Here is an 18,991-nt window from a genome sequence, read left to right on the forward strand (position 1 = left end):
TCCTGATTTTCGTAGTTTGCGCGGGCGCCGATGCGCGCCCGCCACCGCTCAGTCGCGCCGCTTCACGCCCGGCAGCACGCACAGCATTTCGAACGCGAGATTGGCTCCGAGCAGCGCCGTGGTGCCGAACGGATCGTACGGCGGCGCCACTTCCACGAGGTCCGCGCCGACGATGTCGAGCCCCCAGGTGCCACGGATGATTTCGAGCGCCTGCGGCACGGTCAGCCCGGCGATTTCCGGCGTGCCGGTGCCCGGCGCGTAGGCGGGATCGATGCCGTCGATATCGAAGCTCAGGTAGACCGGGCCGCCTTGCACGCGCGCGCGCACTTCTTCCATCAGCGGCTCGAGCGACCGGTTCCAGCATTCCTCGGCCTGCACGACCTTGAAGCCCTGCTGACGGCACCAGTCGAAGTCTTCGGCTTCATAGCCGGTGCCGCGCAGGCCGATCTGCACGACGCGATCGCAGTCGAGCAAGCCTTCCTCCACGGCGCGGCGAAAGGGCGTGCCGTGCGCGATCTTTTCGCCGAACATCGTGTCGTTCACGTCGGCGTGCGCATCGACGTGAATCAGGCCGACGCGGCCATGCTTGCGGTGGATCGCGCGCAGGATCGGCAGCGTGATCGTGTGATCGCCGCCAAGCGAGATGGGGCGGCAGTCGTGTTCGAGAATCGCGTCGTAGGCGGCTTCGATGCGCGTGATCGAATCGGCGAGGTTGTAGGGGTTCGTCGCGACGTCGCCGATATCGGCCACGCGCAGCGAATCGAACGGCGCCGCGCGCGTGGCCATGTTGTACGGACGCAGCAGCACGGACTCCGAGCGCACCTGGCGCGGGCCGAAGCGCGCACCGGTGCGGTTCGAGGTGCCGAGGTCGAACGGCACGCCCACGAAGCAGGCATCGAGGCCCGAGGCGTTTTCGACCTGCGGCAGGCGCATCATCGTTGCGATACCGCCGCTACGCGGCATGACATTGCCGCCGAGCGGCTGGAAATATTGGTCAGACATTACGGCGCTCCACTTTCATTTACCGTGCCGTATCATTCGAAACGGCCATAGCCGCAGTTGTAAGCGCCCATCGGCCAAAGATGAATAACGATCTGGTCGTTGTTCACATAGATTTTTATCTATGTATCGATGTTTGTCCCCGGAGAACCCATGCTCGGCAGCCTGACCGATCTCGACCTGCGCCTCATCCGCGTGTTCGTCGCCGTGGCCGACGCCGGCGGCGTGAGCATCGCGCAGACCACGCTCAACGTGAGCCAGCCCACCATCAGCGCGCAACTGTCCACGCTCGAAACCCGGCTCGGCTACCGGTTGTGCGAGCGCGGGCGCAGCGGTTTCAAGCTGACCGAAAAAGGCGAGCGCTTCTACGAACTGGCGACCACGCTGCTCGCCGCCGCCGAGGACTTCACGCTCAAGGCGCGGCATCTGGACAGGAAGCTGGTGGGCACGCTCAGCATCGGCCTGATCGGTCACACGCCGACCAGCCAGAACGCGCGCATCAGCGAGGCGATCGCTTCGTTCCGGCAGCGCGACGAAGCGGTGCGCTTCTCGCTTTCGGTGAAGTCGCCCGGCGAACTTGAGGAGCAGTTGCTCAACGGCGAGATCCAGATCGCGGTGGGCTACTTCTGGCACCGCGTGCCGACGCTCGAATACACGCCGCTTTTCATCGAGCGGCAGATCGCGTACTGCGGGCGCGGGCATCCGCTGTTCGGGAAAGCGGGGCAACTCGATCCGCTGGAGGCCGCGGAATACGAATGGGTGTGGCGCACGTATCCGACGCCGGAAGCGCAGCACTCCACGACGCAAAGCAAGGTCACCGCGCAGGCCGACAACATGGAGGCCGTTTCGTTACTGATTCTTTCCGGCCATCATCTCGGCTATCTGCCCCAGCAGTTTGCCGCGCCTCACGTGCGTCGCGGCTTGCTCGCCGCGCTCAATCCGAAACAGCTCTGCTACGAGGTCACGTTTCATGTGGTCACGCAAAAGCGCAACCGGCATAGCCCGATCGTGCGCGCGTTTCTGGAGGATTTGAAGAACGCGCATCTGCATGAGGCCGAGGACGATACGCAATGAAAAAGGCGCTACGGGCTTGAGACCCGTAGCGCCTTTCGTTCAGGCACGCTCAATGTCGGCGCGATGAGGAAGCCTCAGCAGCACTTCCCCGCACCCGACCCATACCGCGCGTTCTGCCGCTCGCGGAAAAACTCCTCGTACGTCATCACCGGGCGGTCGGGATGCGTCGCGCGCATGTGCGTGACGTAGCCCTCGTAATCAGGCAGACCGACCATCAGCCGCATGGCCTGGCCGAGATAGCGCCCGGCCGTCTGCACGTTGTCGCGAAGTCCCGAGAACATGATGTGCTCCGTTCAGTTGATGACGCCGTTCAGTGCACGCGCTGCGCCACGGCGGCGCCGCCAGCGGGCATCGCTTCGTACGGCGTTTCCTGCACGGTCGGATGAGCGATCCGGCGTGCGCGCGAAATCGCGATCAGGCCGTACACCACGATGCTCACCACCACGAAGATGAAGAGGCCCGAAAGCGCGGCATCCACGTAGTCGTTGAAGACCATGCGCTGCATCTGCTCGAGCGACTTCGCGGGCGCGACGATCTTGCCTTCGGCAATGGCCGCCGACAACTTCTGTGCGTGCGCAACGAAGCTGACCTTCGGGTTGCTGTCGAAAATCTTCTGCCAGCCCGCCGTGAGCGTGCAGATGAGCAGCCAGAGCGTCGGCGCCGCCGTGACCCATGCGAACTTCTCGCGCTTCATCTTGAAGAGCACGACGGTTGCGAGCATCAGCGCGATACCGGCGAGCATCTGGTTCGAGATGCCGAAGAGCGGCCACAGCGTGTTGATGCCGCCAAGCGGATCGACCACGCCCTGGTAGAGGAAGTAGCCCCACGCCGCCACGCACAGGGCGGTCGCGATCAGGTTGGCCGGCAGCGACTCCGTGCGCTTGAGCGACGGGTGGAACGTGCCGAGCAGGTCTTGCAGCATGAAGCGGCCCGCGCGCGTACCCGCGTCGACGGCGGTCAGGATGAAGAGCGCTTCGAAGAGGATGGCGAAGTGATACCAGAACGCCATCATCGCTTCGCCGCCAATCACCTGGTGCAGGATCTGCGCCATGCCCACGGCCAGCGTCGGCGCGCCGCCTGCGCGCGCGACGATGGTCGTTTCGCCCACGGCTTGCGCGGTGTGCGTAAGCATGTCCGGCGTCAGCATGAAGCCCCACTGGCCCACGGTGTGCGCCACGGCGTCCGGCGTCGTGCCGAGCACGGCGAGCGGCGCGTTCATCGCGAAGTACACGCCCGGCTCGATGACCGAAGCGGCCACGAGCGCCATGATTGCGACGAACGATTCCATCAGCATCGCGCCGTAACCGATGAAGCGCGCGTTGGTTTCGTTATCGAGCAGCTTGGGCGTGGTGCCCGACGAGATCAGCGCATGGAAGCCCGAGACCGAACCGCACGCGATGGTGATGAAGAGGAACGGGAACAGGTTGCCCGACCACACCGGACCCGTGCCGTCGATGAACTTCGTGAAGGCCGGCATCTTGAGTTCCGGCGCGACGATCAGAATGCCGATCGCGAGCGCGAGAATGGTGCCGATCTTCAGGAACGTCGAGAGGTAGTCGCGCGGCGCGAGCAGCAGCCACACCGGCAGCACCGAAGCGACGAAGCCGTAGCCGATCAGGATCCACGTGAGCTGCGTGCCCGTGAACGTGAACCAGGCCGCGAGCGTGGGCGAGTCGTGCACGTGCTGGCCGAACGCGATGGACGCCATCAGCAGCACGAAGCCGATCACCGAAATCTCGCCGATCTTGCCGGGGCGAATGTAGCGAACGTAAAGGCCCATGAAGATCGCGATGGGAATCGTCGCGGCCACGGTAAACGTGCCCCACGGCGAGTTCGTGAGCGCCTTCACCACGATCAGCGCGAGCACCGCGAGAATGATGATCATGATGAGGAAGGTGCCGAAGAGGGCGATCACGCCCGGCACCGGACCCAGTTCCATCTTCACGAGGTCGCCGAGCGAGCGGCCGTCGCGGCGCGTGGAGAGGAACAGCACCACGAAGTCCTGCACCGCGCCCGCGAACACCACGCCCGCGAGAATCCACAGCATGCCGGGCATGTAGCCCATCTGCGCGGCCAGCACCGGGCCGACCAGCGGGCCCGCGCCCGCGATCGCCGCGAAGTGGTGGCCGAACAGCACGAACTTGTTGGTGGGCACGTAGTCGAGCCCGTCGTTGTGACGCACCGCCGGCGTCATGCGCAGGCCGTCCAGTTGGAGGACCGTGCTCGCGATGAAGCGGCTATAGAAGCGATACGCGATCAGATACACGCACACGGCGCAGATCACGATCCACAGTGCGCTGATACGCTCGCCGTGCGCGAGTGCGATGGTGCCGAACGCGAATGCGCCAAGCAGCGCGACCAGCGTCCAGACGACAAAACTGGATGTCCGACTCATGCGGCGTCTCCTGTTTATGGTTTTACTTGTGCACCCGGCATCGGGACCGGGCTCCGTCGCGCCGTTTCCAGGCGGCGCATGCACGACGCATTGCGCCGTGCTGTGGGCGGTAGTATTCGCTTTCAAACCGTCAGCCACAACCGGACAACTACGTAAGTGCTCTACGTGTGACTACGTAGGTGCCTGGAACTCAGGGGCAGCGATAGCCGTGCTGCAACGCGTCGTGCAGCGGCGCCATCTTGCGCGGCGAGTCGGCCAGCACCGCGTCCACGCCTGCGCAGGCGGCCGCTTTGTAATCGGCCTCGTCGTTCACCGCGATCGCCACGACATGCACGCCCGGGTTCGTGCGAAAGCACTGCATCGCCTGCGGCGACCAGAGTTGGGCGGCGGCCACCGTGGAGCGCGCTTCGCCCAGCGTGTAGCGTTCGACGAGCTCCACCTGGCGTCGCCATTCGAACGCGGTCCATGCGCCCGTGGGCGGCGGCGCAGGGCAGGTGTGTGCGAGCGCAACGGCGGCGAGGCGGCCGCGCGTCGCGTCGCGCGACTCGAACAGGCGCGCCTGTGGCCAGGCCGCGAACGCCTGCTGATAGTCGGCTTCGGTCGAGTAGATCAGCACGCGGTTCCATGCGCCGGCCGCGTCCAGCACACGCGCCACGGCCGCCGCCTGCGGCGCGGCGGGCAGCGCCTTCATGTCGAGCACCACGGGCACGTCGCGGGGAATGACGGCCAGCGCTTCGGCAAGCGTGGGAATACCAACCGGCGCGGTGCGGTAGGCGTAGATGTCGCGCCCGGCGGCGTCTTGCGTCTTGAACCGCCAGCCCGCATTGACGTGCGCCAGCTCATTCGCGGTTTTCGCCGCGACCGCGCCGCTCGCGTCGGTCAGCGCAGCGAGATCGGCGGGACGGTAGAGCACCGGCACGCCGTCGCGGCTCAATTGCACGGTGAGCCAGATCGCGTCCGCGCGATTCGCGAGCGCTTCGCGTATGGCGCTCAGCGTGTTCTCGGGCGCGTCGCCGGTGCCGCCGCGATGGGCGATCACGCGCGGCACGGTTTGCCCTGAATGGGCCACTGCGCGCCCAGCCGTATCGGTCGTGCATGCGCTCACGAACAGCAGCGAGAAAAGCATGGCGCAGGCAAGCAGGGGGCGGGGCGGCATCGGCGGGATCATGGAAGGCTCGCTGCAACGGGCTGAGGAATCGCTATCATCGCCGCTCGTGCGTCTCAATAAAGTGAAGGCGCGCGGTTATGCTTGCAGACTCAGCACCCGACATCGCCATGCACGCCCCATTTTTTCTCACCGACCGCCGCCTGAAGACGAAGATCTTCCTGCTCGCGGTCGTGCCGTTTCTCGTCGCCATTGCCGGGATCGGGATCGGCGTGCGCCAGCAGGCGACGCGCCTCGCGCAAACGCAGCACGCCACCATGCAAAGCGCGTATCTCACGAGCAAGGAGATCGAGCTGCGCCACTACGTGGAGCTGGCGACGAGCGCCATCGCGCCGCTCTACGCGCCCGAGGCGAACAGGAGCGGCGCCTTGAGCACGCCCGCCGACGAAGCCGCACGCCAGCGCGCCGCGCTCGCGGTGCTACAGAACATGGACTTCGGCCCCGACGGCTACTTTTTCGTCTACGACATGCACGGGCGTTCGCTCATGCATCCGCGCGAGCCAGGCCTCGTTGGCCAGGACTTGTGGAACCTGCGCGATCCGCAAGGCTCGCTCACGATCCAGCAACTCATCGCCGCGGCGCAACGCGGCGGCGGCTTCGTGCGCTACATGTGGCACCGGCCTTCCACGGGCAAGCTCGCGCCCAAGCTCGGCTATGTCGTGCCGCTGCCGCGCTGGGGCTGGATGGTCGGCACCGGCATCTATCTCGACGATGTCGATTCAACGCTCGCGCACATCGACGAACGCGCCTCCGCCAACATCGAGCGCACCATGAAGTGGCTCGGGGTAATCGCGCTCGCGGGCGTGCTGGTGATCGCGCTCGGCGCGCTCGTGCTCAACGTGAGCGAGCATCGCAGCTCCGACGCCAAGCTCAAGCGCCTCGCGCAACAAGTGGTGGAGTCGCAGGAGCAGGAGCGCGCGCGGCTTTCGCGCGAACTGCATGACGGCATCAGCCAGATGCTTGTTTCGGTGAAGCTGCTGCTCGAATCGGCGCTCGCGCGCTTCGAGCGCGGCGAAACGCGCGTGCCTCCAGCCGAGGCGTCGCTCGCCACCGGCCTCACGCGCCTTTCCGACACGCTGCGCGAAGTGCGCCGCATCTCGCACGCGCTGCGCCCCGCGATGCTCGACGACCTCGGCCTCGCCGCCGCGCTCGAACAACTCACGCGCGAGCTTGCCGATCAATCGGGCATCGAGATCGGCTTCACGCAGGCGCAGTCCAAGCCTTCGCGCGCCACGCGGGCGCGAGCGCACGCGCCCGCGCTGCCCGACGCCGTCAACACGACGCTCTTTCGCATTGCCCAGGAAGCGCTGACCAATATCGTGCGGCACGCCCACGCGGCGCGCGCCGCGCTCACGCTCGAAGTGGCGGCGAACGGCGTGACGCTCAGCATTGCTGATAATGGCCGCGGCTTCGACGTGGCGCACGCGCTGGCCGACCCGCGCGCGGGACTCGGCCTGCGCAACATGCGCGAGCGGCTGGAGTCGCTCGGCGGCCGCCTCGACATCGCCTCGCAGCCTGGCCACACGCTCGTCACCGCCTGGGTGCCGATTGCATCCCACGCGGCGCCGCATGCCGCCGCCGTATCCGGAACGCCGACATGATGAATGTGAACGAAATCAACGATACGAACGCCCCGGCCCGGCCTGCGCGCCTCGTGCTGGTCGACGACCACCCGCTCGTGCGCGACGGCCTGCGCGCGCGTCTCGAAGCCGTGCCGGGCTTCGAGGTGGCGGGCGAGGCCGGCAACGCCGACGAGGCCATCGCGCTCGCAGCGTCGCTCGAACCCGACCTCGTGCTCATGGACGTGGGCATGGCCGGCGTGAACGGCATCGCGCTCGCGGGCATCTTCCACGAGCGCTTTCCGGGCATCCGCGTGCTGATGCTCTCCATGCACGACAACATCGAGTATGTGACGGAAGCCGTGCGCGCGGGCGCGAGCGGCTATGTGCTCAAGGACTCGCCGGCCACCGAGATCATCCGCGCGATCGAGGCGGTGCTGGCGGGGCGCACGTACTTCAGTGCGGGACTGAGCGCACGCATGATCCAGGCGTCCGCGCGCAGCACGCCCGTGGAACGCCTCACGCCGCGCGAGCGCGACATTCTCGATGCGCTGGCCGAAGGGCTGTCGAGCAAGCAGATCGCGCAGCGCGAAGGGCTGTCGGTGCGCACGGTCGAAACGCACCGGCTCAATATCAAGCGCAAACTGGAGATCGAAGGGCAGGCGGAACTGATCAAGTTCGCTGTGGAGCACCGCCGGAAATGAAACGGGCGCACTGGCCAGCAGCCAGCGCGCCCGACAAGGCACAATGCATGTGCAAACAGCGATCGGCGATCAGCTGCGCGCGTTGTGGTCGACGAGGAACTTGATGAGCCCGTCGATGCCGCCCTTGGCGATCTGGTCGGCGAACTGCGTCTGGTAGACCTGGATCAGCCACGCGCCCATCATGTTGATGTCGTAGATCTTCCAGCCGTTGGGCGTTTGCGTGAGGCGGTAGTCGATGGCGTCGTCGCCGCCGTTGCTGATGACGTGCGACTGCACCACGGTGTCCTTTGCACCCGCACCCGTGCTCGACGGCGCGAACTTGAAGTTGACCTGCGTATCGCGCAGTTGCGAGAGCGACGAAGCGTAGGTCTTCACGAGCAGGAGTTGAAATTGCTCATAGAGCTTTTGCTGCTGCTCCGGCGTAGCCGTCGCCCAAGGCTTGCCCACCGCGATGCGCGTGGTGCGCTTGAAGTCGGTAGCGGGGACGAAATGGGTTTCGACCACCTGGGTGATCTTGTTCATGTCGCCGCCGCGCGCCTGCGGGTCGGCTTGCATCGCCTTCACGGTGCCTTCCACGGCGGCCTTGACGGTCGCGTCCGGCGAAGCCTGTGCGTACGCGGCACCCGAAATGCCCATGAAACAGGCGGCGGCAAGAAATGCGGTCAAGTAACGTTTCATACGCTCTTCTGGAACAGTGAAATTCAGGTGCCGGTAAAGTACGGAACGGTCCGTGCCTCCGGCTGGCCCAGTATAACGGCTTTGGCGCTGATGCTGCCCAGGCGTCGCCTCAATCCGGCGTGTGCATGAGGCGCGCCGGGACGGGCAGGGCCGGTATACTTGAGCGCTTCGCGTCAAAGAACCTAATTGACAGGGCCCCCTCGCCTGTATGCTGAAGCCATTCATCATCCACCTCGTCGCCTGGTCGGTACGCCGCGCGGCGTGGGTCATCGCAATCGCCATCGTGCTCGCCGTGCTCTCCGGCGTGTACGTCGCGAAGCATTTCAAGATCAATACGGACGTCAGCGGCCTCGTCGAGAACAAGGCGGAATGGGCCGCGCTCAGTGACGCCAAGGACAAGGCCTTCCCGCAGCGCTCAAGCTCGCTGCTCGTGGTGGTCGAAGCCGACGCGCCGGAAATGGCCGACGCGGCCGCCGACAAGCTCGCCCACGCGCTCCAGGCCGACTCGCGCGAATTCAGCGCGGTGTCGCAGCCCGCGGGCGGCCCGTTCTTCCAGCACAACGGCCTGCTCTTTCCGTCCACGAACACCGTCCTCTCGACCACGGGCCAGCTCGTCCAGGCGCGCCCGCTCGTGAACCAGCTCGCCAAGGACCCGAGCCTTGCGGGCCTCGCGGGCACGCTCACCACCACGCTGCAACTGCCGCTCACGATCGGCCAGGTAAAGCTGCCGCAAATGGCGCACCTGCTCGGCAGCGCCGCCGACGTCGTCGATCAGGTGCTGGCGGGCAAGCCTGCCGCGTTCTCGTGGCGCGGACTGGTCGACAAGGACGCGGCCACGAAGCCCGCGTTCGCGTTCATCACCGTCCAGCCGGTGCTTAACTTCGCGGCGCTGCGGGCGGGCGCGAGCGCCTCGGAGGCGATCCGCGCGACCGCCGCCTCGCTCCATCTCGACACGGAGTTCGGCGCGCGCGTGCGCCTGACCGGCGAACAGCCGCTCGCCGACGAGGAATTCGCCTCGGTCCAGGACGGCGCGGCGCTCAATGGCGCGATCACGGTCGTCGTCGTGCTGCTGATCCTCTGGCTCGCCCTGCGCTCGGGCAAGCTGATCGGCGCGACGCTCGTCACGCTCCTGATCGGCCTCGTCATCACGGCCGCGCTCGGCCTCATGATGATCGGCTCGTTCAACATGCTCTCGGTCGCGTTCATGGTGCTGTTCGTGGGGCTGGGCGTCGATTTCGGCGTGCAGTTCGGCGTGAAGTACCGAGAGGAGCGCTTTCAGGACGAACGGCTCGACGCGGCGCTGCTCAAGACCGCGCGCACGATCGGCGTGCCGCTCACGCTCGCGGCGATTGCCGTGGCCGAAAGTTTCTTTTCCTTCCTGCCGACCGCCTACAAGGGCCTCTCGGAACTCGGGCAGATCGCGGGCGTGGGCATGTTCGTGGCGTACCTCTGCAACATGACGGTGCTCCCGGCGCTCATCCGCGTGTTCAACCCCAAGGGCGAGCGCGCCTCGCCCGGCTTCGCGTTTCTCGCGCCGGTGGACAAATGGCTCGCCGAGCATCGCAAGCCCGTGCTGATCACCACGCTCATCATCGTGGTGGGCGCGACGCCTTTGCTGCTGCATCTGCGCTTCGACTTCAATCCGCTGCATCTTAAGGATCCGCATACCGAGTCGATGGCGACGCTGCTCGCGCTCAAGAACTCGCCCGTCATCTCGATCAACGACGTGAGCGTGCTCGCGCCGTCGCTCGAAGAGGCCGACAAGATCGCCGCGCGGCTTTCGAAGCTGCCTGAAGTGGCGCGCGCCACCACGCTCAGCTCGCTGATTCCCGACGACCAGCAGCAAAAGCTCATGCTGATCTCGAGCGCCGCGCAGCAGCTTCTGCCCGCGCTCACGCAGCAGCCGTCCTCGCCCGTGACCGACGAGGTGCGCGTGCAGACGCTCAAGCGCGCGGCCAACCAGCTCGCGCTCGCCGCAGGCGATCATCCGGGGCCGGGTGCTGCCGAGGCGAAGCATCTGTCCGACGCGCTCGCGAAGCTCGCCAACGCGAGCCCGGCCGTGCGCGATCGCGCGGAAACCGCTTTCAGCCTGCCGCTCAAGCTCGCCTTCGCGCAGCTCTCGCGCCTCTTGCAGCCCACCGAGATCACCCGCGAGAACCTGCCGCCCGAGATGGCGCGCGACTGGGTCGCGCCGACCGGCCAGGCGATCGTGGACATCGCGCCGCGCGTGCCGCCGGGCGTCGATCCCAACGACGACGTGATGCTCGCGCGCTTCGCGCACGCCGTGAAGGCGGCCGAGCCCGGCGCCATCGGCGGGCCGATCTCGATCCTGCACTCGGCCAACGTCATCATCCTCGCGTTCCTTCAGGCGGCGGCGTGGTCGGTGGTGCTCATCACCGCGCTGCTGTGGATCACGCTGCGCAATTTCGGCGACGTGCTGCGCACGCTGATTCCTCTGCTGGTATCGGCGCTCGTGACGCTGGAGTTGTGCGTTGTGTTCGGCATCCAGCTCAATTTCGCCAACATCATCGCGCTTCCCCTGATGCTCGGCGTTGGCGTCGCGTTCAAAATCTATTTCGTGATGGCCTGGCGCGCAGGGCAAACTGGCCTGCTGCATTCCAGCCTTACCCATGCGGTGCTGTTTTCCGCCGCGACCACGGCCACGGCGTTCGGCAGCCTGTGGCTTTCGCATCATCCGGGCACGTCGAGCATGGGCGAACTGCTCGCGCTGTCCTTGTTCTGTACGCTCATCGGCGCCGTGGTATTCCAGCCGGTGCTGATGGGCAAGCCGCGCGCGAAGCGCGCACGATCGGAAATTCAGGGGATCGATCAATGAAAAAGAATCAAGCCGCGCTGACCATGGCGGCGGCGAGCCTGGCGCTCCTCGTGACGTCGGGTTGCGCCACGGGGCCCGAGCGCAAGCCGGGCGACCCGTTCGAGCCCACGAATCGCGTGATCTTCCAGTTCAACGACAAACTCGACACCTACATCGCACAACCCATCGCGAAGGGCTACCAGAAGGTAACGCCGCAGCCGCTGCGCCAGGCGATCACGAACTTCTTCTCGAACCTCGGCGACGCCGACAACTTCGCCAACAACCTGCTGCAACTGAAGATCACCGACGCCGTTCAGGATCTCATGCGCATCGCCATGAACACGACCTTCGGTCTGGGCGGCCTGATCGACTTCGCAACCGCGGCGGGACTGCCCAAGCACCACCAGGACTTCGGCCTCACGATGGGGCACTACGGCATACCGGCGGGCCCGTATCTCGTGCTGCCGCTGTTCGGGCCGAGCTCGGTGCGTGACGGCATCGGCATGGGCGTGGACGTGAAATTCAACGTCATCAACTACTTCGAGCCGGCCGTTCGCAATCCGATGTATCTCGCGCAGTTCGTCAGCGCGCGTTCGGACCTGCTCGGCGCAACCGATCTGCTCAAGCAGGCGGCGCTCGACCCGTATTCGTTCGTGCGCGACGCGTACCGCCAGCAGCGCGAATCGCTGATTCGCGGCTCGCAGGGCAACAACGCGCCGCTGCCCGATTACGGCGAACCGGGAGAATCGGGCGGCGCGGCCAAGCCGAACGACAACGGCCTGCCCAATTACGACGATCCGGACGCGCCGGGTGGGGCGGGCACCACGGGTGGCGTGGCGGGCTCGGGTGCGTCGACCAATGGTCTGCCGAATTACGACGATCCGGGCGATGTGAGCGCGGCGGGAGCGGCGCCGGCGGCAAGTGGCGCGGCAGCGACCGCGGCTGGCGCTGCTGGCGCGGGTGCCGGAGCGGCCGCCGCCGCGGGCACGGCGGGAGCGGAAGCAGCGGCGGTGGCGGCTTCCGCACCGGCTACGGCATCGGCGCCCGTCGCGGCTTCGGCTGCCGCGCCGGCGTCGGGCGTCACGGCCGAACCGGCAAAGCCGGCTTCGGCGCCCTGAAGCCTGGCCGCCCGCAGGCACGCGGGCGGCACAATCCGCACAACCGGCATGCTTGCGGTCTAGACCAGAACCACGGTGTCGCTGTATTGCGCGACCTGACGGTCGTGCGAGATCAGCCGAAGCGGCTCGGTCAAGGCTTGCGCCACGAGCAGCCGGTCAAAAGGATCCTGATGGTGTGGCGGCAGCGACTCGACGGCAACGGCGTGCTCGGCCTCGATCGGCAGAATGCGATAGCCCGCTTGCCTGAAGTAATGCAGCGCCGCTTCACCGGACACAGGCATGTCGCCGCGATGCAGCGAATACTTGATGCCGATTTCCCAGATGCTCGCGGTGCTGACGTAGATCGTGCTCGTCGGCGCCAGAATCATTTCCCGCGCCACCTTTGGCAACCGGGGGCTATCGGCGATGGCCCAAAGCGCAATATGCGTGTCGAGCAGAATGTTCAAGCGCTGCCTCCGTTGAACAGCGCCGCGACTTCGTCGTTGTGGGCGTCGATGTCGTCGGGGACCTCAAATGCGCCCTTGGCTATGCCGATGCGGCGCTCGACGGGCGCCTCCGGCGCAAGCGGCACGAGCCGGGCGACCGGCCGGCCGCCGCGAGCAATGATGATTTCCTTTTCCCGCCCCAACTCGACATCCTCGACAAGGCGCGAGAGGGATGACTTGGCTTCCAGCATGTTCACGTAGGGCATGGCACCTCCTGTATTGCTTGGTTAGTCTAGTCTGGCTAAGTCATCGAATCAAGGACGCTTGACGCCGCATAGACGTAAAAAAACCCGCCAGCCTTCACAGGCTGGCGGGTTTTTTGTTCAAGCCCTACGCATGCGTCACCGCACCGAAGCGTCCTCGCTCTCGGCCTCGCGCTCCGCTTCTCTCGCTGCGGCGAGCGCGGTGGCGTCCGCCGCTGTCTGCACGGTCTGGCGATAGCGCTCATAGGCCTCGTCGGCGTAGCGAATCTGTTCGCGACCGTGCGGGGCCGGCGTGCCGTCCGCGCCGAGATTCACGAACACCATCTTTTCGATCGTCAGGATGCTCTTGCGCGTGATCTTGTTGCGCACCTCGGCGCGCAGCGTGATCGACGTGCGGCCAAAGTGCGTGGCCTTCATGCCGAGTTCGATGATGTCGCCCTGACGCGCCGAGCTGACGAAGTTGATCTCCGAGATGAACTTGGTCACGACGCGCTGGTTGTCGAGCTGGCAGATCGCGTAGATGGCCGCTTCTTCGTCGATCCAGCGCAGCAGGCTGCCGCCGAAAAGCGTGCCGTTCGGGTTCAGGTCTTCAGGCTTGACCCACTTGCGAGTATGAAAATTCATGTCTGGTACTCCCCGTGAACTGTGATTCGCCCCCAATTCGATGAGACGAATCTAGGGTTAACACTGAGATGCTACCAGAGATAGGGGTTTTCCCTAGGTATTTCAATAATGCCGTCGCGTCATGAGGGAAAAAAAGCACCGGTGGCCGTCAGGACCTGTCGCGCGGCGCTGAGCGACCGGCGCGCCGCCTTCGCGTCGGCGGCCACGCGCAGCAGGCCACCCAGTTGCGCGGGATCGCGCGCCAGTTCGCGCAGGATGGGGAGCACGGCGGTGGTGCCGTCGTCGCGCAGGCCGGCCATCGCCGCCTTCGGCAGGCTACGCCAGGCCGGATCGACGATCGCGCGGCACACCGCGAACGGCACGCCATGCGCAGCCGCGGCGGCGGCGGCGAGATGCGATTCCATATCCACGGCGAGCGCGCCGCACGAGCGGAACAGCGCCGCCTTGTCGGCCGCGCCGGTGAGCGGGGCGGCCACGGCCGCCTCCACGCCGCGCCGGGTTTGCGCGGCCAGCGGCGAGTTCATGAGTGCTTCGGCCATGCGCGCGCTCCAGGCGGCATGCGTGGCGACGCGCCCGAACGGCCCGTCGATCGCCTCCGCGATCACCACGGTGCCCGGTTCGAGGTCGGGCGCGAGTCCGCCCGCCGTACCGAAGCTGACGATGCCCGCCACGCCCTCCTTGAGCGCCGCCGCGAGCGCGCTTTGCAGCAGGTCTGCACGCGCGGCGTAGACGGCGCGCACGCCGTCATGGCCCTTGCCCGCCGCGATGCTCGCCTCGAAGGCCATGCCCGTCACCGCGATCACAGGCAGCGCGCGCGCCCTTGCGCCGGACGCCGCGCTCACAGACCGACCGCGACGCGCGTTTCGCCCGTGCGCCTGAGATTGCGATAACGCGCGAGCGCCCACAGCGGGAAGAACTTGCGATAGCCGTGGTAGCGCAGATAGAACACGCGCGGAAAGCCCGTCGCCGTGAAGCGTGTTTCGTCCCAGAGGCCGTGTTCCTGCTGTGTCGTGCGCAGATACTCGATGCCGCGCGCAACCGCCGGATGATCCACCGCACCGGCAGCCATCAGCCCGAGCAATGCCCAGGCCGTTTGCGAAGCGGTGCTCGTGGCGCGCTCGTAGCCACGGTATTCGAGCTTGTAGCTCGTGCCGTCTTCGCCCCAGCCGCCGTCGTCGTTCTGGATCTGCACGAGCCATTGCACTGCGCGCTGCATGCGGGGGTCGTCGTGCCCGAGGCCGGCCGCGTTGAGCGCGCACAGCGCCGTCCACGTGCCGTAGATGTAGTTCATGCCCCAGCGGCCGTACCAGCTACCGTCGGCTTCCTGTTCTTCCAGCAGGTAGTGGTATGCGCGGCGTGCGTGTTCGCTCGCCGCCGGCAACTCGCCAAGCTGCGCGAGCATCGAGAGGCAGCGGCCCGAGACGTCGGCGGTCGGCGGATCGAGCAGCGCGCCGTGGTCCGAGAACGGGATGTTGTTGAGGTAGTACTGCGTGTTCTCCGGCTCGAACGCGCCCCAGCCGCCGTTGCTGCTCTGCATGCCGACCACCCATTCGCGCGCACGCGCGATCGGCGCGTCGTAGGCGTTCGTCTTGTCGAGCTTGTCCATGCGATCCATCGCGGCCACGACCACGGCTGTATCGTCGACGTCGGGGTAGTGCGGGTTCGCGTACTGGAACGCCCAGCCGCCCGGACGCACCTCGGGCCGGCGCGAGATCCAGTCGCCGCGCACATCGAGAATCTGGAGCGGGCGCAGCCATTCCAGGCCGCGGCGCGCGGCATCCTCGGCGCGCGCGTCGCCCGTTTCCAGCAACGCGTGCGCGGCCAGCGACGTATCCCACACCGGCGAAAGGCAAGGCTGGACGTACGCTTCGTCGGTATGGACCGTGACCAGCTTTTCGAGCGACTGGCGCGCAATGGCGCGGTGCGGATGATCGGCGGGATAGCCCAGCACGTCGTACATCATCACGGCGTTGGCCATGGCCGGGAAAATCGCGCCCAGGCCGTCTTCGCCGTTCAGGCGCTCGTCCACGAACGCCACGGCCGCGTCGATGGCGCGCTGGCGCAGGTAGTTGGGGAACAGCGGATCGGCCACCCGCAGCACACCGTCGGCGGCACGGAAGAAGCCGAACCAGCCCTTGCTCTGGTGCGGCGAGCGGGCGTTCAGGCCCACGCTCACCGGCGCGCCGAGGAACAGCTCGTCGATGCGCACGCCGCGCGGGTTGCGGGCCACCGGGCGCTTCGCGCCCAGCACGAGCAGCGGCACGATCACGGTGCGCGCCCAGTACGACACCTTCGAAAGATGGAACGGGAACCACTGCGGCAGCAGCGTGATCTCGACCGGCATCATCGGAACGGCGTACCACGTCACCACGCCAAAGAGCGCGAGCAGGATGCGCGTGAACACGTTGACCTGCTCAGCGCCACCCGCCGCGTGAATCGCTTCGCGCGCGCACACCATGTGCTCGGCGTCTTCGGCGTCGCCGATCATCTTGAGCGCGAAGTAAGCCTTCACGCTCGCGCTCACGTCCATGGCGCCGTCGGTGAAGAGCGGCCAGCCGCCGCCCGGCAGCTGGATGCGGCGCAGGTAGCGCGCGATCTTCTGTTCGAGCTCGAGGTTCGCTTCCTCGCCGAGGTAATGCACGAGCAGCACGTATTCGGCCGGAATCGTGGCGTCCGCTTCGAGTTCGTAGACCCAGTGGCCGTCGGCGCGCTGGTCGGCGAGGATCGCGTCGGTCGCGCGCACAACGGCGGCGTCGAGCGGCGTGGCCACGCCAGCGTGGCGCGGGCTCGTTTCGTCAGCAAACGCGCTCGCGGACAGCAGGACGCCCGTCGCATCGGCGACGTCAGCGCGCGCGGGGCGGCTGCCGAGGTCTTCAGTCGGCATGGCGTGGGATAAATCGTTCATCAGCGTTCCAGATTTTCTGTCAGGAGCAGTTCCGCAGCCTTGCGGCCGGAGCGGATCGCCCCTTCGATCGTTGCGGGCAGACCGGTAGCCGTCCAGTCGCCTGCAAGCATCAAATTGTTCCAGCGGGTGCGCGTCGCGGGGCGACGCCATTCCTCTTCGGGCACGGCCGCGAAGGTCGCGTGCGCGTCGGCGGCGACCCGCCAGGCGGGCAGCGGCTCGAGCGGCAGCGACGCGGCAGCGGCCACGTCGGCCCAGACCCGGCGCGCGACCTCCTCGGGGTCGAGGTCGAGCGCGTGGTGCGCGTCGTGAATCGTCGCGCTGAGGCGCCCCTCGGCGGCGCTCAGCCAGTGGGCCGTGCCGTTCACGAGCGCCATCGGCGAGGCGAGGCCGGGCGGCGGCTGCACCGCGTAGTGCACCGTGACGATCGCGGTGTAGCGCCGCGGCGCCTGCAACGACGGCACGAGCGCCGCGGCGGCGGCGGCGGGCACGGCCAGCACGACGGCGTCGTCCTGGCCGAGCACGATACGCCCGTCCGAAAAATCGAGGGCGACGACGCGGCGCGCCGCGTCGTCGTACGCGATCTCCCTGAGCGGCGCGTCGAGCCGGATGGCCGCGCCGCCGTGCTGAAGCATGCGCAGCGCCGGATCGACGAAGGCGCTCGACAGGCCGCCGCGCGCCGCCAGCGGCCGGAACGCCTCGCCGCCCGAGGCGAGCGTCTCGCGCAGCATCGAACCCGCCAGCTCCGCGCTTCCTTCACGCGGCTCGACGTTGAGCGCCGAGAGGAAAAACGGCCGCAGCAGCCGGTCCCACAGCACACCGTCGCAACGCATGGTCTGCGCCATCGTGCGGCCGGGCTTGGCGAACAGCAGCGGCAGCAGCGCGAGATAGTCGGCGGCCCGGGTGCCCGGCACGCGGGCACGCGCGTCGCCGATCCAGAACGGCATGCGCGAGCGCGAGAAGCGCATGGTCCAGCGCGAGCGCGCGGCGAGGTCCATGAACGCGAAACCCGGTTCGATGGGGCCGCCAAGCGCGTCGCCGGCGCCGATCGTGCGCACGTATTCGAGCGTGCGCGCATGCCCGGCCAGCACCAGATGGTTGCCCGTGTCGAGCGTCGCCGAGAGCGTGTGGTCGTAGTACGAGCGGCAGCGTCCCCCTGCCTGGCCGGCGGCCTCGTACAGCGCCACCTGCACGCCGCGCCGCTGAAGCCGCACGGCCGTCGCAAGGCCCGCAAGCCCAGCGCCGATGACGTGGACTAGCCGAGGCATCAGAACAGCGCGTAACGCGCGACGATCCACATCAGCCGCGCGCGCGGCTTGCTGACTTTCGTGCGCGGCAGGTCGAAGCCGCGATCCACGGTGCGCTCGAGCAGCACGCGGTAGACGCCCGACATGATGCGCGGCGCCTTCACCTGCGCGCGCGGCGAGGCGTCCATGATCGCGTCGGCTTGCGCGAAGTGCGCGAGCGCGCGCTGCACGAGCGTCTCGCACACGCGCGGCAGCGACGGGTCGGCGGCGATCGTGTGCGGATTGCCCGGCGCGATCCCGTCGCGCGCGAGCAATTCGCGCGGCAGGTAGCAGCGGTTGATGTCCGCGTCTTCGTCGATGTCGCGCAGGATGTTGGTGAGTTGCAGCGCGCGCCCCAGATGGTGCGACAGCGCGCGGCCCGGCTCCTCCTCCATCCCGAATATCCTCACCGACAGCCGGCCCGCCGCGCTCGCGACGCGGTCGCAGTACAGGTCGAGCGTGGCCTCGTCGGGGGCGCAGATGTCCTCGGCGGCGTCCATGGCCATGCCGTCGATCATCGCGTGGAAGTCCTCGCGCTTGAGCCCGAAGGTATGGATGTGACGCGTGAGCGCCGCGAGCGAGGCGCGCGGCGTGCCGGCATAGCACGCGTCGATGTCGGCGCGCCATTGGTCGAGCCCCGCCGCACGCTCGGCGCGCGGCAGGTCGCTGTCCGCGATGTCGTCGACAGCGCGGCAAAAAGCGTAGACCTGATACATGGCGTCGCGCTGCGCGGGAGGCAGAATCCGCATCGCCAGATAAAACGAGCTGCCCGACGAAGCGGCGGCGGCGTCGGTTTGTTGTGTATCGTCCACGACGAGGTTGGAAACAGCCAAGACGATCTCCGCTGGGGGCGCCCTCAACGGGGCTTTCGACTATTCGGGCCCGCATTGCCGCGGGTCGCCCGCGCGCGCGGACACGCGCGAGGCACCGGCCCTCAAAACCGCCTGTCAATAGGCGCGCAAGGCCGGAAACGGGCCAAAGTAT

Annotated in this window: 17 protein-coding genes; 5 read left to right on the forward strand and 12 right to left on the reverse strand. The window is 67.2% G+C overall.

Features of this window, described 5'->3' with window-relative positions; translation table 11 throughout:
• Positions 1 to 48 precede the first annotated feature (48 nt).
• The gene (gene speB / locus C7402_RS26800; protein WP_112170799.1) at positions 49 to 1,002 is read right to left on the reverse strand and encodes an agmatinase; all 954 of its coding nucleotides are present in this window, start codon (positions 1,000 to 1,002) and stop codon (positions 49 to 51) included.
• 150 nt (positions 1,003 to 1,152) lie between these two features.
• Here speB and C7402_RS26805 point away from each other — a divergent pair, with 150 nt between their 5' ends.
• A complete protein-coding gene (locus C7402_RS26805) occupies positions 1,153 to 2,073 on the forward strand; it encodes a LysR family transcriptional regulator (protein WP_116612792.1) in 921 nt (306 codons plus the stop codon).
• Between the two features lie 74 nt (positions 2,074 to 2,147).
• Here the strand turns inward: C7402_RS26805 and C7402_RS26810 are convergent, their stop codons facing one another.
• The 3 genes from C7402_RS26810 to C7402_RS26820 form a co-directional block, all read right to left on the reverse strand.
• Complete coding sequence (locus C7402_RS26810) at positions 2,148 to 2,354, reverse strand: YbdD/YjiX family protein (protein ID WP_112170794.1); 207 nt, start codon at positions 2,352 to 2,354, stop codon at positions 2,148 to 2,150.
• 29 nt (positions 2,355 to 2,383) lie between these two features.
• Positions 2,384 to 4,468, reverse strand: a complete 2,085-nt coding sequence (locus C7402_RS26815) for a carbon starvation CstA family protein (RefSeq protein WP_116612793.1) — start codon at positions 4,466 to 4,468, stop codon at positions 2,384 to 2,386.
• A gap of 190 nt (positions 4,469 to 4,658) precedes the next feature.
• Positions 4,659 to 5,624, reverse strand: a complete 966-nt coding sequence (locus tag C7402_RS26820) for a glycerophosphodiester phosphodiesterase family protein (RefSeq protein ID WP_208949007.1) — start codon at positions 5,622 to 5,624, stop codon at positions 4,659 to 4,661.
• Between the two features lie 119 nt (positions 5,625 to 5,743).
• Between C7402_RS26820 and C7402_RS26825 the strand changes: the two genes are divergently transcribed.
• Together C7402_RS26825 and C7402_RS26830 are read left to right on the forward strand one after the other, a co-directional pair.
• A complete protein-coding gene (locus C7402_RS26825) occupies positions 5,744 to 7,234 on the forward strand; it encodes a cache domain-containing protein (protein WP_116612826.1) in 1,491 nt (496 codons plus the stop codon).
• Entirely contained in the window at positions 7,234 to 7,896 is a 663-nt protein-coding gene (locus tag C7402_RS26830) for a response regulator (RefSeq protein ID WP_165842006.1), read from the forward strand. The genes C7402_RS26825 and C7402_RS26830 overlap by 1 nt, the downstream gene beginning before the upstream one ends.
• A gap of 69 nt (positions 7,897 to 7,965) precedes the next feature.
• Here the strand turns inward: C7402_RS26830 and C7402_RS26835 are convergent, their stop codons facing one another.
• Complete coding sequence (locus tag C7402_RS26835) at positions 7,966 to 8,574, reverse strand: MlaC/ttg2D family ABC transporter substrate-binding protein (protein ID WP_112170792.1); 609 nt, start codon at positions 8,572 to 8,574, stop codon at positions 7,966 to 7,968.
• 208 nt (positions 8,575 to 8,782) lie between these two features.
• On the opposite strand from C7402_RS26835, the gene hpnN reads away from it, so the two are divergent.
• The gene (gene hpnN, locus C7402_RS26840; protein WP_116612794.1) at positions 8,783 to 11,410 is read left to right on the forward strand and encodes a hopanoid transporter HpnN; all 2,628 of its coding nucleotides are present in this window, start codon (positions 8,783 to 8,785) and stop codon (positions 11,408 to 11,410) included.
• Positions 11,407 to 12,507: an MlaA family lipoprotein gene (locus C7402_RS26845; RefSeq protein ID WP_116612795.1), complete on the forward strand. Its 1,101-nt coding sequence runs from the start codon at positions 11,407 to 11,409 to the stop codon at positions 12,505 to 12,507. The genes hpnN and C7402_RS26845 overlap by 4 nt, the downstream gene beginning before the upstream one ends.
• Positions 12,508 to 12,566: 59 nt before the next feature.
• Here C7402_RS26845 and C7402_RS26850 read toward each other — a convergent pair whose 3' ends face one another.
• The 7 genes from C7402_RS26850 to hpnD all read right to left on the reverse strand — a co-directional run bounded on the left by C7402_RS26850 (position 12,567) and on the right by hpnD (position 18,840).
• Positions 12,567 to 12,953 (reverse strand): type II toxin-antitoxin system VapC family toxin, encoded by a 387-nt coding sequence (locus tag C7402_RS26850; RefSeq protein ID WP_181565525.1) that lies wholly within the window; start codon positions 12,951 to 12,953, stop codon positions 12,567 to 12,569.
• Positions 12,950 to 13,198, reverse strand: coding sequence for a type II toxin-antitoxin system Phd/YefM family antitoxin (locus tag C7402_RS26855; protein WP_116612796.1), 249 nt, complete (start codon positions 13,196 to 13,198; stop codon positions 12,950 to 12,952). Before C7402_RS26855 ends, C7402_RS26850 begins: the two co-directional genes overlap by 4 nt.
• A gap of 135 nt (positions 13,199 to 13,333) precedes the next feature.
• Complete coding sequence (locus tag C7402_RS26860; RefSeq protein ID WP_112170788.1) at positions 13,334 to 13,819, reverse strand: acyl-CoA thioesterase; 486 nt, start codon at positions 13,817 to 13,819, stop codon at positions 13,334 to 13,336.
• A 119-nt stretch (positions 13,820 to 13,938) separates the two neighbouring features.
• Complete coding sequence (locus tag C7402_RS26865) at positions 13,939 to 14,604, reverse strand: phosphorylase (RefSeq protein WP_116612829.1); 666 nt, start codon at positions 14,602 to 14,604, stop codon at positions 13,939 to 13,941.
• A 53-nt stretch (positions 14,605 to 14,657) separates the two neighbouring features.
• Positions 14,658 to 16,724 carry a squalene--hopene cyclase gene (gene shc, locus C7402_RS26870; RefSeq protein ID WP_165842003.1) on the reverse strand — a complete coding sequence of 689 codons (2,067 nt, stop codon included), beginning with the start codon at positions 16,722 to 16,724 and terminating at the stop codon, positions 14,658 to 14,660.
• A complete protein-coding gene (gene hpnE, locus C7402_RS26875; protein WP_116612797.1) occupies positions 16,724 to 17,989 on the reverse strand; it encodes a hydroxysqualene dehydroxylase HpnE in 1,266 nt (421 codons plus the stop codon). The genes shc and hpnE overlap by 1 nt, the downstream gene beginning before the upstream one ends.
• Positions 17,989 to 18,840, reverse strand: a complete 852-nt coding sequence (gene hpnD, locus C7402_RS26880; protein ID WP_112170786.1) for a presqualene diphosphate synthase HpnD — start codon at positions 18,838 to 18,840, stop codon at positions 17,989 to 17,991. Before hpnD ends, hpnE begins: the two co-directional genes overlap by 1 nt.
• Positions 18,841 to 18,991: the final 151 nt, after the last annotated feature.

The organism is Paraburkholderia unamae (assembly GCF_003096875.1).
Taxonomy (GTDB): Bacteria; Pseudomonadota; Gammaproteobacteria; order Burkholderiales; family Burkholderiaceae; genus Paraburkholderia; species Paraburkholderia unamae.

Coding starts and splice junctions, on each gene's coding strand:
- C7402_RS26835 (WP_112170792.1), bottom strand. CDS start 8,574: ATGAAACGTTACTTGACCGCATTTCTTGCCGCCGCCTGTTTCATGGGC.
- C7402_RS26825 (WP_116612826.1), top strand. CDS start 5,744: ATGCACGCCCCATTTTTTCTCACCGACCGCCGCCTGAAGACGAAGATC.
- hpnN (WP_116612794.1), top strand. CDS start 8,783: ATGCTGAAGCCATTCATCATCCACCTCGTCGCCTGGTCGGTACGCCGC.
- C7402_RS26865 (WP_116612829.1), bottom strand. CDS start 14,604: ATGGCCTTCGAGGCGAGCATCGCGGCGGGCAAGGGCCATGACGGCGTG.
- C7402_RS26815 (WP_116612793.1), bottom strand. CDS start 4,468: ATGAGTCGGACATCCAGTTTTGTCGTCTGGACGCTGGTCGCGCTGCTT.
- C7402_RS26805 (WP_116612792.1), top strand. CDS start 1,153: ATGCTCGGCAGCCTGACCGATCTCGACCTGCGCCTCATCCGCGTGTTC.
- C7402_RS26830 (WP_165842006.1), top strand. CDS start 7,234: ATGAATGTGAACGAAATCAACGATACGAACGCCCCGGCCCGGCCTGCG.
- C7402_RS26820 (WP_208949007.1), bottom strand. CDS start 5,624: ATGCCGCCCCGCCCCCTGCTTGCCTGCGCCATGCTTTTCTCGCTGCTG.
- speB (WP_112170799.1), bottom strand. CDS start 1,002: ATGTCTGACCAATATTTCCAGCCGCTCGGCGGCAATGTCATGCCGCGT.
- C7402_RS26860 (WP_112170788.1), bottom strand. CDS start 13,819: ATGAATTTTCATACTCGCAAGTGGGTCAAGCCTGAAGACCTGAACCCG.
- C7402_RS26855 (WP_116612796.1), bottom strand. CDS start 13,198: ATGCCCTACGTGAACATGCTGGAAGCCAAGTCATCCCTCTCGCGCCTT.
- shc (WP_165842003.1), bottom strand. CDS start 16,724: ATGAACGATTTATCCCACGCCATGCCGACTGAAGACCTCGGCAGCCGC.
- C7402_RS26810 (WP_112170794.1), bottom strand. CDS start 2,354: ATGTTCTCGGGACTTCGCGACAACGTGCAGACGGCCGGGCGCTATCTC.
- hpnE (WP_116612797.1), bottom strand. CDS start 17,989: ATGCCTCGGCTAGTCCACGTCATCGGCGCTGGGCTTGCGGGCCTTGCG.
- C7402_RS26845 (WP_116612795.1), top strand. CDS start 11,407: ATGAAAAAGAATCAAGCCGCGCTGACCATGGCGGCGGCGAGCCTGGCG.